At 67.5% G+C, this 13,331-nt stretch carries 13 protein-coding genes; 3 read left to right on the top strand and 10 right to left on the bottom strand.

Features of this window, described 5'->3' with window-relative positions:
• Positions 1–43: 43 nt before the first annotated feature.
• Positions 44–784 (top strand): dienelactone hydrolase family protein, encoded by a 741-nt coding sequence (locus AC5Y47_RS04460; protein ID WP_499942295.1) that lies wholly within the window; start codon positions 44–46, stop codon positions 782–784.
• A 122-nt stretch (positions 785–906) separates the two neighbouring features.
• Here AC5Y47_RS04460 and AC5Y47_RS04455 read toward each other — a convergent pair whose 3' ends face one another.
• From AC5Y47_RS04455 to AC5Y47_RS04445, 3 genes are read right to left on the bottom strand one after another with little or no spacing between them, the layout of a single operon-like run.
• Entirely contained in the window at positions 907–1,998 is a 1,092-nt protein-coding gene (locus AC5Y47_RS04455; RefSeq protein WP_499942293.1) for an acyl-CoA dehydrogenase family protein, read from the bottom strand.
• A complete protein-coding gene (locus AC5Y47_RS04450; RefSeq protein ID WP_499942291.1) occupies positions 1,995–3,179 on the bottom strand; it encodes an acyl-CoA dehydrogenase family protein in 1,185 nt (394 codons plus the stop codon). Before AC5Y47_RS04450 ends, AC5Y47_RS04455 begins: the two co-directional genes overlap by 4 nt.
• A complete protein-coding gene (locus AC5Y47_RS04445; RefSeq protein WP_499942289.1) occupies positions 3,176–3,943 on the bottom strand; it encodes an SDR family oxidoreductase in 768 nt (255 codons plus the stop codon). The genes AC5Y47_RS04450 and AC5Y47_RS04445 overlap by 4 nt, the downstream gene beginning before the upstream one ends.
• A 106-nt stretch (positions 3,944–4,049) precedes the next feature.
• Between AC5Y47_RS04445 and AC5Y47_RS04440 the strand changes: the two genes are divergently transcribed.
• Positions 4,050–4,376 carry a PE-PGRS family protein gene (locus AC5Y47_RS04440; protein ID WP_499942287.1) on the top strand — a complete coding sequence of 109 codons (327 nt, stop codon included), beginning with the start codon at positions 4,050–4,052 and terminating at the stop codon, positions 4,374–4,376.
• Here the strand turns inward: AC5Y47_RS04440 and AC5Y47_RS04435 are convergent.
• The 3 genes from AC5Y47_RS04435 to AC5Y47_RS04425 all read right to left on the bottom strand — a co-directional run bounded on the left by AC5Y47_RS04435 (position 4,373) and on the right by AC5Y47_RS04425 (position 10,620).
• Positions 4,373–7,633: an acetyl-CoA carboxylase family protein gene (locus AC5Y47_RS04435; RefSeq protein ID WP_499942285.1), complete on the bottom strand. Its 3,261-nt coding sequence runs from the start codon at positions 7,631–7,633 to the stop codon at positions 4,373–4,375. The genes AC5Y47_RS04440 and AC5Y47_RS04435 overlap by 4 nt on opposite strands.
• A 21-nt stretch (positions 7,634–7,654) precedes the next feature.
• Positions 7,655–8,812 carry a PPE family protein gene (locus AC5Y47_RS04430; protein WP_499942283.1) on the bottom strand — a complete coding sequence of 386 codons (1,158 nt, stop codon included), beginning with the start codon at positions 8,810–8,812 and terminating at the stop codon, positions 7,655–7,657.
• Between the two features lie 290 nt (positions 8,813–9,102).
• A complete protein-coding gene (locus AC5Y47_RS04425) occupies positions 9,103–10,620 on the bottom strand; it encodes a class I adenylate-forming enzyme family protein (RefSeq protein ID WP_499942383.1) in 1,518 nt (505 codons plus the stop codon).
• A 56-nt stretch (positions 10,621–10,676) separates the two neighbouring features.
• On the opposite strand from AC5Y47_RS04425, the gene AC5Y47_RS04420 reads away from it, so the two are divergent.
• Positions 10,677–11,510 (top strand): thioesterase family protein, encoded by an 834-nt coding sequence (locus AC5Y47_RS04420; RefSeq protein WP_499942281.1) that lies wholly within the window; start codon positions 10,677–10,679, stop codon positions 11,508–11,510.
• Here the strand turns inward: AC5Y47_RS04420 and AC5Y47_RS04415 are convergent.
• From AC5Y47_RS04415 to dapB, 4 genes are read right to left on the bottom strand one after another with little or no spacing between them, the layout of a single operon-like run.
• Positions 11,507–11,959 (bottom strand): flavodoxin family protein, encoded by a 453-nt coding sequence (locus AC5Y47_RS04415; protein ID WP_499942280.1) that lies wholly within the window; start codon positions 11,957–11,959, stop codon positions 11,507–11,509. The two genes, AC5Y47_RS04420 and AC5Y47_RS04415, sit on opposite strands and share 4 nt — an antisense overlap.
• 3 nt (positions 11,960–11,962) lie before the next feature.
• The gene (locus AC5Y47_RS04410) at positions 11,963–12,088 is read right to left on the bottom strand and encodes a hypothetical protein (protein ID WP_499942278.1); all 126 of its coding nucleotides are present in this window, start codon (positions 12,086–12,088) and stop codon (positions 11,963–11,965) included.
• 24 nt (positions 12,089–12,112) lie between these two features.
• Positions 12,113–12,592 (bottom strand): hypothetical protein, encoded by a 480-nt coding sequence (locus tag AC5Y47_RS04405; RefSeq protein WP_499942276.1) that lies wholly within the window; start codon positions 12,590–12,592, stop codon positions 12,113–12,115.
• A complete protein-coding gene (gene dapB / locus AC5Y47_RS04400; protein ID WP_499942274.1) occupies positions 12,589–13,326 on the bottom strand; it encodes a 4-hydroxy-tetrahydrodipicolinate reductase in 738 nt (245 codons plus the stop codon). Before dapB ends, AC5Y47_RS04405 begins: the two co-directional genes overlap by 4 nt.
• Positions 13,327–13,331: the final 5 nt, after the last annotated feature.

Raw genomic sequence — 13,331 nt, 5'->3', positions numbered from 1 at the left:
GCCCAAAAACTCCCGCGGCGATCGCAGGAGTAGAACGGAGACCATGCCTGAGATCACCGACACCGTCACCACCCCGGACGGCACCCCCAAAGTGAAATTCTTCACTCCCGACGGCACCGGTCCCTGGCCGGGTGTGGTGATGATTCCCGACGCCGGCGGTGTGCGCACCACGTTCGACGAGATGGCCGCCAAGCTCGCCGGATTCGGCTATGCGGTGCTGCTTCCCGACGTGTACTACCGCGAGGGCGACTGGGCGCCTTTCGACATGGCGAGCGCGTTCGGCGATGCCAAGGAGCGGGCCCGGATCCTGTTCATGATCGGCACCCTGACCCCTGACCGGATCACCCGGGACGCCGACGCCTACTTCGACTACCTGGCCGGCCGCCCCGAGGTCGCCGGTGACCGCTTCGGCGTGTGCGGCTACTGCACGGGCGGCCGCATCTCGGTGCTGCTGGCCGGCCGTCTCCCGGACCGGGTGGCCGCGGCGGCATCCTTCCACGGGGGCGGCCTGGTCACCGACAACGAGCACAGCCCGCATCTGCTGGCCGACCGGATGAACGCCGTCGTCTACGTGGGCGGCGCCAAGAACGACCCGTCGTTCACCGCCGACCAGGCCGAGCAGCTCGGCAAGGCGCTGACGGCCGCGGGCGTGCGGCACACCATCGAGTGGTATCGGGCCGGGCACGGGTTCGCAGTGCCGGACAACGCGCCCTATGACGAGGCCGCCGCCGATCGGCACTGGGCCGCGATGACGGAAACCTTCGCCTCGGCGCTGGGCGGCTGACCCGGCTCGCACTCCCGGGCGGAGCAGCGCGGGCTCCCGACCGGGCTCGCGCTCCCGGGCGAGCAGACGCAAAATCACCCGGGAGCGGACGCTCCAAGGGGATTTTGCGTCTGCTCGCCAGTTCAGGTGACCGGCAGGTCGACCAGGTCGCCCAGCCGCGACCGGTGCCGGTACTCGGTCCCGAAGGCCAGTTGGTCGCTCTTGGCGCGCTTGAGGTACAGATGCGCGGGATACTCCCAGGTCATTCCGATGCCGCCGTGCAATTGCACGCACTCCTCAGCCGCATGCACCGCCGCGCCGCTGCAATAGGCCTGCGCGACCGACGCCGCGACGACGGCGTCGTCGTCATCGCGGGCAGCGCTGTCCGCGGCGTAACGGGCCGCCGACGTCGCCGAACTGACCACTAACCACAGGTCCGCCAGCCGGTGCTTGATCGCCTGATACGAGCCGATCGCGCGGCCGAACTGCTTGCGCTCCTTCGCGTATGCGAGCGTGGTGTCGAAGCACCACTGCACCAGGCCGAGCTGCTCGGAGGCCAGTAGTGCCGCACCTGTCTGCAAAGCCGTTGCCACGGCGCCTGCGCCGGCACCCACGCGGGTGGAGGCGGCACCCGTAAACCGTACGTCGGCGAGGGGTCGGGTCATGTCGAAGGCCAGCACCGGCGTCACCTCGACACCCGCAGAGGAACGCGAAACGGTATGCAGCTCAACCCCGTCCGGTGCGGCCACCGGTACCACCAGCAAGTCGGCTTCGGCGGCACCGGCGACGCTGGTGACCAGTCCGGTCAGCCCGTCGGCACCGGTGCTCACCGCCGGGGCGACATCCCACGGCGCTGTGGGCAGCGGCACCACCAGTGCGGCGGTGCTCGCGCCGGACGCCAGCGCCGGCAGCGCCTCGGTGTCGCCTGCGGTGGTCAGCGCGACCGTCGCGAGCACCGCGCTGGACAGGAACGGCACCGGCGCGACCGCGCGCCCGATCTCTTCCATGACCACCGCAGCCTCGCGGGCGCTTGCTCCTGCCCCGGCAAGGGACTCCGGCACCAGCAGGCCGGCCACTCCCAGCTCCGCGGCCAGTGTGCGCCACAGCGCCGAAAAGTCCGGTGCCACTTGGTCATACGACTTGGCGACGAGTTCCGGGGGACACCGGTCGGCGAAAAGCTGCCGGACGCCGTCGCGCAGTGCCTCCTCGGTGTCGGAATACAGCAGGTCGGTCATCGGGGAATGTCCTTCCAAGCGACGTCCTTGTCGACGCGGTGTTCACCGGGCAGACCCAGCACCCGCTCAGACACCGTGTTGCGCAGGATCTCTGAGGTACCACCCTCGATGGAGTTGCCGCGGGCGCGCAGGTAGCGATAGCCGGGCCCGCGACCGGTCAGGTCCACCACTTCGGGGCGGCGCAAAGTCCAGTCGTCGTAGCGGAGTCCCTGCTCGGCGTGCAGTTCGACTTCGAAGCCCGAAATCGCCTGCGCCAGTTGGGCGAAAACGATCTTCATCCCGGCTCCTTCGGGACCGGGTTGCCCGGCGACGGCCTGCTGGCGTAGTCGTTCCCCGCTCAGCCGGAACACTTCCGCGTCCACCCACAACCGCATCAGATCGTCGTGCATCGCGGGGTTGCGCAGCGCCGGATCCTGCCGCCACGCCTGGGTGACCTTGCCGATATGACCGCCTTCCCGCGGTACCCCCGGCCGGGTGCCGATGGCGACCCGTTCGTTGTTCAGCGTCGTGGTCGCCACCCGCCAGCCGCCGCCCTCGGGGCCGAGCCGATTGGCGTCGGGCACCCGGACGTCGGTGAGAAACACCTCGTTGAACTCGGCTTCGCCGGTGATCTGGCGCAGCGGACGGATTTCGACGCCCGGCTGGGTGACGTCGCACAGGAAATACGTCAAGCCCAGGTGTTTGGGCACTGTGGGGTCGGTGCGGGCGACCAGGATGGCCATCTGCGCGTGCTGGGCCTGCGACGTCCACACCTTCTGCCCGTTGACGATCCACTCGTCGCCGTCGCGCACCGCGCGGGTGGCCGCCGCGGCCAGATCCGATCCCGCCCCTGGTTCGCTGAACAGCTGACAGTAGATTTGCTCGCCAGTGAACAACGGGCGCAGGAACTTTCGCTTCTGCTCGTCGGTACCAAATGCCGCGATCGTCGGCGCGGCCATGCCCATGCCGATGTAATTCTTGGGGGTGCCGCCCACCGGTGCGCCCGCGGCGGCCAGCTGCCGATCGACCCGTTCCTGCACGGTCCGCGGCAGCCCGAGCCCACCGAAACCACTCGGCAGGTACACCCACGCCAGTCCCGCGTCGTACTGCGCGCCCAGGAATTCTCGAGGTTCGGTGCTGGTCGGCGGGTACTCGTCGAGCAGCGCCTGCACCCGCTCCTTCAGCTCGCCGTCGGCGCTCATCTGGCCTGAAAGCCTTCTGCCGCACCCAGTAACAGACCGCCGTCGATCACCATCGTCTCGCCCGTGATCCAACTCGCGGCGTCGGACACCAGAAAAGCGACGGCCCCCGCGACATCGACCGGCTCGCCGATCCTGCCCAGCGCGATCGATCTCGCGAGCGGATCCTCGTGGTCCTTCCACAGTGCCTCGGCAAGCCTGGTGCGCACCACCCCGGGGCAGATCGCGTTCACCCGGATGCGCGGTGAAAGTTCCAGTGCCAGTTGCTTGGTCACGTGAATCAGCGCAGCTTTGGTGGCGTTGTACATGCCCATGGCCGGTGATTGGTGCATGCCGCCGATCGAGGCGGTGTTGACGATCGCCCCACCGTGCTCGCCCATCCCCGACTTGACGACGAGCGACGTCCACAGCAACGGAGCCCACAGGTTGACGTCGAAGATCTTGCTGAATCGCGCGTGATCCTGGTCGATCAGCGGACCATAGGCCGGATTCGTGCCCGCGTTGTTGACCAGGATGTCCACCCGGCCGAACCGCTCCAGCGTGAGATCGACGCAGCGCCGCGCGGCGTCCTCGTCGACCGCGTGCGCACCCACCCCCAGCGCACGGCCACCGACCTCGGCAGCGGCCGCATCGGCCGCCTCCTGTTTGCGTGCGGTCAGCACGACGTTGGCGCCGGCTTCGGCCAGTTGTTGCGCTATCGCCAAACCGATTCCGCGCGAAGCGCCGGTGACGATGGCGGTGCGGCCGGTCAAGTCCAATGAGGTCATCGTGATACGCCTTCTGTCGCTTCGAAGTGGAAATGCGATCTGCTATGCAATGTTTGAATGCCGGTCCGGGTGGTATGCGAGATGAATGTTATCGAAATTGAAGTTCATGAAACCACTGGTGGTGGCCGGGGCAGTCGCTACAGCGATCGCTGCGGCGCCGATGGCCGCGGCTGACGTTGTCGCGGCCGGGCCGGGCACTACCAGCACCGGCATCACCCATTTCGTCCCGCTCGACCCGGGCGGCGGCGGGTGCGACCCCAACGGCAACTGCGGTTCTGGCGGCCTCGACGGCGGCCCGGGTGGCGGCCCCGGCGGCCAGGGCTGCATTCCGGGCGTGGGTTGCGGTAACGGCGGCCAGTTCGGCGGCCCGGGCGGTATACCCGGCGGCGAAGGCTGTCTGCCGGGCATCGGCTGCGGTTCCGGACACGGTTAAAGACTGCCTGCGCGGCGTCCCGGCAGCCTGGCAATCCAGGCCCGGGACTCCGCGGGGTCGATGACGTCGTCGAGCTCGAATGTAGTGGCCGCACGCAACGCCTTTCCGTGTTCGTAGGCCGCCGCGACCAGTTTGTCGAACAAAGCTTGGCGTTCGGAGTCGTCAGCGGCCGCGGCCAACTCTTTGCTGAAGCCAAGGCGCACAGCACCTTCCAGGCCCATGCCGCCGATCTCTCCGGTAGGCCACGCGACGGTGAACTGCGGCGCGTGGAACGAGCCGCCGGCCATGGCCATTGCGCCCAGTCCATAGCCCTTGCGCAGGATGATCATTCCGAACGGGACGGTCAGTTGCGCGCCGAGGACGAACATCCGCCCGAAGCGACGGACCGCGGCCTCCTTTTCGGCTTCCGGGCCGACCATGAATCCCGGTGTGTCGCACAGCGAAACGATCGGCAACCCGAACGATTGGCACAGCGTCAGGAAGTCGCCGACTTTGTCTGCGGCCTCGGCGTCGATCGCGCCGCCCAGATGGTGGCTGCTGTTGGCGATCAACCCGTAGGCCACACCTTCCACGCGCACCAGCGCAGTGACGATGCCGACGCCGTAATCGGGTCGCAACTCCAGCACCGATCCCACGTCGACGACCGATTCGACCGCGCGCCGCACATCGTACGCGCGTAATCGGTTCTCGGGCACCACATGCCGGGCCAGACGCGGATCCGGTGCTTCCCAATCGTCAATGCTGCCTTGAAAATACGAGAGGTATTGCTTGGCCAGCGTGACGGCGTGCGCCTCGTCGCGAGCGACCAGGCTCACCACCCCGTTGCGCCGTTGCACGTCGATCGGGCCGATCGCCTCGGGCGGGTAGACACCCAGTCCCCCGCCTTCGATCATCGCGGGGCCCCCCATGCCGATATTGGCGTCCGGGGTCGCGATTATCACGTCGCAAACCCCGGCCAGCGCGGCATTTCCGGCGAAGCAGCGACCGGAGACGATCGACACCAAGGGGACCCGACCGGCCAGGGCCGCCAGCACCCGGAAGGTCGGGACGTCGAGCCCGGCGTGGCCGCCGACGTCGGTGTCACCGGGCCGACCGCCACCACCCTCGGCGAACAGCACCACCGGCAACCGCTTTCGGCCGGCGAGGTCGAACACCCGGTCGGTTTTGGCGTGATTGCGCATGCCTTGGGTGCCGGCGAGCACGGTGTAGTCGTAGGACACCACCACCGCCTCGGCCGCATCGCGCCCGAATCGATCCGCGCCGATGGTCGCCAGCCCGGCTACCAGTCCGTCCGCGGGGGTATTGGCGATCAGATCCTCCTCCGAACGCCGAGTGCGCTGCGCGGCGATGGCCAGCGCGCCGTACTCGATGAAACTGCCGGGATCGATGAGGTCTGCGATGTTCTCGCGTGCGGTGCGCCGTCCTTGCCGGTGCCGCTTGGCGACGGCCGCCGCCCGCCCCTCGTCCAGGGTGATCAGGTGTCGCCGGCGGACCTCGTCCAGGTCGGCACGCGAACGATCGAGATCTATCGCAGCAGCGGACTTTCCGTCGTTGTCGTCGGCGCCGACGCGGGTGAAGACCACCAGCGCGTCACCGGTTCCCACCACCTGGCCGGGCGCGACAAGGTGCCGGACCGCCCGCAGCGGGGCCGGCGCGACCAGCACGTGTTGCATTTTCATCGCCTCGAGTACCACGACTTGTTGCCCGGCACCGACTTCGGCACCCTCGGGGACCAACTCGATCACCGTCCCGGACAACTGCGCACGCAGCGCCTCTTCGCCCGGGTAGAGCTCGATGTGCGGGTGGCGCTGGGGCTGGCGCGACGCTACCGCAGCCGCCAGCTCGGGCAGTTTCTCGTCCACGAAACCCGTCGTTACTGCCCCGGAGCTGAAACTGTTGTCGGACAACAACTCTCGAAGGAACTCGATGTTGGTTCCGACACCCTCGATGGTGAACTCTCCCAACGCGTTACGGGCTTTGCGGACCGCCGCCGGGAAGGACGTGCCCCTTACATGGGTGATCACCTTGGCGAGCAACGAGTCGTACCGGGGACTGAGCGTCAGTCCCGTCCGGCCGTAGGTGTCCACGCGCACGCCCGGCCCGCTCGGCGGCGAGAATGCGCTCACGGTCCCGGTGGCGGGCAGGACGCTTCCGTCCGGCGCGATCGTCTCCGTGTTGACCCGGGTCTGGATGGCGATGCCGGATCGCGCCGCTGGCTCACCGATGACTTCGGTTCCGTCCGAGGCGATTCCGGACGGCAGACCGAGTTGGTAGTAGGACGCCCCGCCGGCGATGGCCAGTTGCACCGCCACCAGGTCGATCCCGGTGACTTCCTCGGTGACGGTGTGTTCCACCTGTATCCGCGGGTTGACTTCGAGAAAGACGAATTCGTCACCGGTGACCAGGAATTCGACGGTCGCCAGACCGTGCAACCCGATGCGGGCGCACAGCCGGGCCGCGGCGCGGTGCAGGTCACGACGCAGATCGTCGCAAAGATGTTGGGCGGGCGCGATTTCGACGATCTTCTGATAGCGGCGCTGGACACTGCAGTCGCGGTCGCCGAGGGCCAGTGCACGCGTCTGGTATCCGGCCGGTGCCGCCACCACCTGTACTTCGATGTGTCGCGCACCGTCCAGTAGTCTCTCGGCGAACACGGTGGGGTCGCCGAAGCCGAGTTGGGCTTCGGCGGCGCATTGCCGGTAGGCCTCATCGATCTGGTCGGGCCGCGCGACCTTTCGCATTCCCCGGCCGCCGCCACCGGCGAGTGCCTTGACCATGATCGGGCCGTCCTGTGCGGCGAAGAACGAACGCACCTGCTCCAGGCTGCTCGGTCCCCCGGTGGCCGCCAGCACCGGCACTCCGGCGGCGGCCGCCGCGGCACGGGCCTTGGACTTGTCACCGACGACCGCAAGCACCTCTGCGTCCGGGCCGACAAAGGTGAACCCGGCGGCCGCGCAGGCCCGCGCGAATTCCGGCTTCTCACTGAGGAACCCGTAGCCGGGATGAATCAATGTCGCGCCGGCATTCAAGGCGGCCGCCAAGATGGCGCCGTGGTCGAGGTAGGCGGCGACGCCGATGCCCGGCAGACCCAACGCCACGTCAGCCGCGTGCACATGCGGGCTGTCGGCGTCGTCGTCTGCGTAGACGGCCACGGTGCCGATGCCGAGTTCGGTTGCCGTGCGGATGATTCGGAGAGCGATCTCGCCACGGTTGGCAATCAGCAGGGTCGTCTCGATGTCCCGCGGTGGTGGCCGCATGGAGTTAGCGTACGGACCTGATCAGAACACGCCGTGCTTGGGCATGACGACGGGCTTGACGCCGTAGCGGGGCGCCGGGCCGGCACCGCCGTCGCTCGCATTGGCGACCATTCCAGGCGCAAGCGGCGTCGCCTCGGTAGGTTCGTCTTCCTCGCCGACGACCCAGCCGGTCGCCTCCACGGCCGGACGGGCAGCCATTGCCGGGGCTGCCGAAGCCCAGCTTGTCGGCACTGACAGGCCACCGACCACCGACGCGTTGCCCAACCCGGCCACCAACGTCGTGCCACCGACGGGCGCCGGCGTGATCGACTGCGCGAACCCGGGCGTTATCTTGATCGGCGCCTGGAAGCCGGACGGTAGCTCCTCGACTTCGCTTTCTGCGTCGTCTGCGCCACTGCCCAGCTGGCCGATGGTGTAGTCCCAGTAGGTTGCTCGATTGTGGTCGAACCCGCCCCACCACGGATGTTCGACGCTGTCGAGCCAACTCAGGAATCCCAGTACCGTCGTGGGACTGGACTCTGCGGCCGCCGGGGCGGAAAGGCTCATCACGGCCTGCGGGCCGTCGCTGATCAGGTTGCCGAGTTGTACTGCCTGAGCCGAACCGGATGCGGCGGCCTGACCGACCGCGGCGGCCTGATTGGAGATCCCGTCCGGATTGGTGACCTCCGGCGCGCTGGTCAGCGGTTCCAGACGGGCGGCGGCCGCCGACGCGGCGGCGTAGCTGTACATGGCCGCGGCGTCTTGAGCCCACATTTCGCTGTAACGCGCCTCGGTGGCCGCGATCGCCAGCGTGTTCTGACCGAACGTGTTGTTCGCCACCAACGCGGCATGTCGGGCCCTGTTGGCCGCGACGTCGGCCGGCGGCACGGTCATGGCATGGGCCGTCTCGAATGCTGCCGCGGACGCCATGGCCTGAGTGGCCGCCCGCGCCGAGGATTCAGCGGTAGAGCTCAGCCAGACCAATAACGGCTCCACCGCCGCGGCCATCGACAGCGACGCCGGACCCATCCACTGTTGGGAGATCAGCCCGTTGATGATCGACTCGAAGGACGCCGCGGCGGTGCTCAACTCGGCCGCTATGCCGTTCCACGCCGCGCCGGCCGTAAGCATCGGAGCCGCGCCGGCACCTGCGTACATCAGCGCGGAGTTGATCTCCGGCGGAATAGCTCCAAAATCCACTCAGGCATTCCGTTTCTGGTGAGCGCGTCGGCGGCCGGTGCCTCCTTTAAGAAGTCCCCCGTTCCATTTAAACCGCTGCCAACCCGGGGCGCAGGTCGTAGAGGCGCTCGGGTCGGGCAGGCGAACACCTCGACCGCCGGCGTCAGCGACATAAGACGCCGGCCGGTGACACCGTCTGCGGACTGGACAAAGTTCCCATCGCCCATCTGTCGGAAGTCAGGATTCAACACCATACGTACAGTTTCCGTATCATACCTCGCGTTCACGCTGATCAGACACGCCGCGAGTGGTCAGCGTAGCGCCGGACCCCACCGGACCTGTTCACGAAGTTGACCCTTGAGGAGCTTCCCGCCCGCATTGCGCGGCAACGGTGTCGTCACCACGGTGACGTACTGCGGAATCTTGTAGTCGGCGAGCTGCTCGCGGCAGTGCTCGAGTACGGCCGGCACGTCGACGTCCTCCCCCACCAGCACGGCCCCGACCTTCTCCCCCATCACCTCGTCGGGCACCGCCAGCACGCAGGCGTCGTGGACACCGCGCGCCCCCAGCAGCGCGGCTTCGACCTCGACACTGGAGACGTTCTCGCCGCCGCGGTTGATGATGTCCTTGAGGCGGTCGACGAGATGCACCCGTCCCGCGTCGTCCACCCGAACCACGTCGCCGGTGTGCAGCCAGCCGTCCACGATCGTGGCCGCAGTAGTTTCGGGACGGTTCCAGTAGCCGGCGGTGATGTTGGCGCCGCGGGTTACCAACTCACCGACCAACTGACCGTCTTCGAACGGAATCACCCCGAGGTCCACCGAGGGCACCGCGTAGCCGACCGAGTCGGCGTGCTCGATGACTTCCTCGTCGGGCAACGCCGTCATCAACGAAGCGCTCTCGGTCATGCCGTACCCGTTGAACACGCTGGCCTGTGGAAACGCGGCCTTGACCGCCTGCACCAGCGATGGCGCGATGGGCGCGCCACCGTAACCCGCCCAGCGCACAGCGGAGACATCCGCCGTGCTGAATTCGCTGTGCCGCAACAACAACGAGTAGATCGCCGGGACGGTGACCATGACCGAAATGCGCTCGACGCGCAGTGCGGCGATCAGTTCATCGAGGTTGAGCGTCGGCATGATCACCGCCGCGCCGCCGAGCCGGGTCGCGGCCAAAAGCTGTGAGTTGCAACCTGTTACGTGGAACAGCGGTACCGAGACGAGGGTGCGCAGACCCTCGCCGATGTCCCTGGGCTGTCGAAGACACCGGACCGCGTTCTCGGTGTTGGTCACGAACGCCTCGTGAGTGGTCGGCACCCCCTTGGGGTGACCGGTGGTGCCCGAGGTGTAGAACAGGGCGGCGACGTCGGCGCGGCCCAGGTGGTCGGTCACATACGATGCGCCGTCGGGCAGCGGTGCGTCCGGTGCGAGGTCGAAGCTCGCCCCGGCATCGGACAGCACGAAGTCGACCTCCGGCTGAGCGGACCGCGTATTGACCGCCACCGCAATGCCTCCGGCCATCACCGTGCCCCAGAAGGCCAGCACCCAGTTCACACCCGCCGGATATCGGACCGCGACCCGTTCGCCCGCTTTCAGGCCGCCGGCACGCAAACCGCCGGCAACCCGTGCCGCGCGGTCCCACAAATCGCGGTAGCTCAAGCGCTGCGAACCCAGTTCGACCACGGCCTCGCTGTTCGGGCGCGCGGCGACTTGTTCGGCCAGGACGTCCAGCAAGGTGGCCGGCAGGTCGTCGTAGCGCGGGATGCCGTCGCCGTCGATGGAAACCCCAGTTCGCGGGAATGGGTTGTGGCTGCGGGGAATTTCGACCACAGGTGCAATCGGAGGCATGACCACTCCTAAGTTGCCGGTGCCCTATCGTCGTAGCGGTGACGACCGAGGATTCCGTCATCATGCCTGAGGCGTTCTTCACTGTCGACGACGGCTCTTATCACCCCGGCCCGATGACCCGGGGACCGTGGGGTGCGGCGATGGGCGGTCAGATCGTCGGCGGCCTGCTGGGTTGGGGGATCGAGCAATCCGGTATCGACGCGGAATTCCAACCGGCTCGTCTCACCGTCGACCTGCTACGCCCGGCGCTGCTCGAACCGGTACAGATCCAGACGTCGGTGCAACGAGAAGGCCGACGCATCAAGCTCGTCGACGGTGTGCTGACGCAGAACGGGAAAATCGTGGCACGCGCCGGCGCGCTGTTCCTCCGCCGCAGCGACCCGCCCGACGGTGAGGTGTGGTCGACCCCCGTGACGATGCCGCCGCTTCCGACCAGTTCCGAAGGCTTTCCGACGGATATGCCGTTTCTCATCTGGGGCTATGGCGCGACCCTCGAGGGCAGCCCGGGTATCGCCGCCGGCGAGTGGGAGCAGTCTCATTCACCGAAGTTCGCCTGGACACGGCTGTTTCGGCCGATGGTGGCGGGCTTTCCGTTGACCCCGTTCACCCGCCTGGCCTTCGTGGGTGACGTCACGAGCTCGTTAACCCACTGGGGCACAGGTGGATTGCGCTACATCAACGCCGATTACACCGTCACCGCAAGTCGGTTGCCGGACGGCGAGTACATCGGGCTGGCGGCTCAAAGTCATTACGGCGCAGCGGGCGTCGCCACCGGCAGCGCGATCCTGTTCGATCGGCACGGGCCGATCGGCAGCAGTTCGGCGCTGGCGCTCGCGCAGCCGGCTGAAGCGTTTCAGCCGACGTACACCTAGTCCATCAGTTGCGCGGCCACGGTGGCGCCGAGTTCCCAGCACGCCTGCAAGTCGTCTTTGTTCGGCTTGCCCGACACCAGCACGTACTCGGCGGCTTTCACCCATCCCAGCCCGGTGGTGATGGCGGTGACGCCCTTCTCCGCACCCTCGGTGCCCTGGTTGCCGTGCAGGTACAAGCCGAAGGGTCGGCCACGCGTGGAGTCCAGGCACGGGTAGTAGCAGACGTCGAACGCGTGCTTGAGCGCACCGCTCATGTATCCGAGATTCGCCGGGGTGCCGAGCAGATAGCCGTCGGCTTCGAGCATGTCGGCTGGTGACACCCTCAGCGCCGGGCGCCGGACAACCTCCACACCCTCGATCTCCGGATCGGACGCGCCGGCCAGCACCGCCTCGAACATCTCCTGACAGTGCGGAGACGGCGTGTGGTGAACGATGAGCAGCCGCGGCACCGGTCACCTGCCCCGTTTGCGACTGAACATGCGCCGCCAGATGTTCTGGACCTGTTGCTCGGGTAACAGGCGGTGCAACCATGGCTCACCGATCCCGGTCGCGGCCCCGGTTACCAAGGCGGACTTCACCCGCAAAGCCTATAGCTGATTGCGTCAGCTTTCGGTCTCGTCGCCGCGATCATGTAATTCGACGGCGGTCTTCATCGCCTCGCGCGCCCGCCGTCGGTCCCCCGCGTAGTCGTAGGCGCGTGCCAACCGATACCAGCGTCGCCAGTCGTCCGGGTCGACTTCCACTTCGCCGCGCACGGTGTCGAACAGTGCGTCGGCGGCGTCTCGCTGGATGCGCCCGGAGGCGCGCCGCGGTAGTGCGCTGACGTCGAGTTCCATTCCGTCCCGGGCGATCAGGCGAGCCAGCTTCTGGTGGGTGAAGCCGGCTCGCAGCGTCGCGATCATCGCCCACAGACCGAGGAACGGCATGACGAGCACCGCCGCTCCCAAGCCGACGGCGGCAGGTCGGCCGGAGGCGATCATCGTCAGCGCGACCCGGCCGAGCATCAGGAAGTAGACGAGCATCGCCACACAGAGAAAGGCGATGGTCAGCTGTATTCGGATGAGGCGGGCGCTATCGGTCATTGCAGGTCGAGCAGGGGCTCTATGCCTATGGTCAGGCCGGGACGCTCTCCGGCGCGGCGCACGGCGAGCAGCACACCGGGTACGAAGGACGTGCGGTCGATGCTGTCGTGGCGGATGGTCAGCGTCTCGCCCTCGGTGCCGAACAGCACTTCCTGGTGGGCGACGAGTCCAGCCAGCCGCACCGCATGTACCGGGATGCCGTCGACGTCGGCGCCACGCGCGCCAGGCAGACTGCTGCTGGTGGCATCGGGGTTGGGCGGCAGTCCTTTTCGTGCCTGTGCAATCAGTTTGGCGGTGCGGGTTGCCGTGCCCGACGGGGCGTCTGCCTTGTGCGGATGATGCAGTTCGATGACTTCGACCGACTCGAAGAACTTTGCGGCCTGCTGGGCGAAATGCATGGACAACACTGCGCCGATGGCGAAGTTCGGCGCGATCAGGACGGAGGTGTCGGGGCTCTGGGCGAGCCACGACTCAACCTGTCGGACACGGTCATCGGTGAATCCGGTGGTCCCGACGACAGCGTGAATTCCGTTGTCTATCAGGAACTTCAGATTGTCCATGACGACGTCGGGATGAGTGAAGTCGATCACGACCTCGGTGTCGCCGTCGGTCAACAGACTCAGCGCGTCGCCGGCGTCGACTTCGGCAGACAGAGTCAGATCGTCGGCGTCCTCGACGGCCCGCACCATGGCAGCGCCGACTTTGCCTTTTGCTCCCAATACGCCAACCCGCATGGCCT

Source organism: Mycobacterium sp. NGS22, from assembly GCF_059813095.1.
Note: the sequence above shows the minus strand (reverse complement) of the source record. Positions and strands in the feature narration are given on the sequence as shown.

Excerpts from the sequence above, each read along its gene's own strand:
- AC5Y47_RS04460 (WP_499942295.1), top strand. The coding sequence starts at position 44 with ATGCCTGAGATCACCGACACCGTCACCACCCCGGACGGCACCCCCAAA.
- AC5Y47_RS04455 (WP_499942293.1), bottom strand. The coding sequence starts at position 1,998 with ATGACCGACCTGCTGTATTCCGACACCGAGGAGGCACTGCGCGACGGC.
- AC5Y47_RS04450 (WP_499942291.1), bottom strand. The coding sequence starts at position 3,179 with ATGAGCGCCGACGGCGAGCTGAAGGAGCGGGTGCAGGCGCTGCTCGAC.
- AC5Y47_RS04445 (WP_499942289.1), bottom strand. The coding sequence starts at position 3,943 with ATGACCTCATTGGACTTGACCGGCCGCACCGCCATCGTCACCGGCGCT.
- AC5Y47_RS04440 (WP_499942287.1), top strand. The coding sequence starts at position 4,050 with ATGAAACCACTGGTGGTGGCCGGGGCAGTCGCTACAGCGATCGCTGCG.
- AC5Y47_RS04435 (WP_499942285.1), bottom strand. The coding sequence starts at position 7,633 with ATGCGGCCACCACCGCGGGACATCGAGACGACCCTGCTGATTGCCAAC.
- AC5Y47_RS04405 (WP_499942276.1), bottom strand. The coding sequence starts at position 12,592 with ATGACCGATAGCGCCCGCCTCATCCGAATACAGCTGACCATCGCCTTT.
- dapB (WP_499942274.1), bottom strand. The coding sequence starts at position 13,326 with ATGCGGGTTGGCGTATTGGGAGCAAAAGGCAAAGTCGGCGCTGCCATG.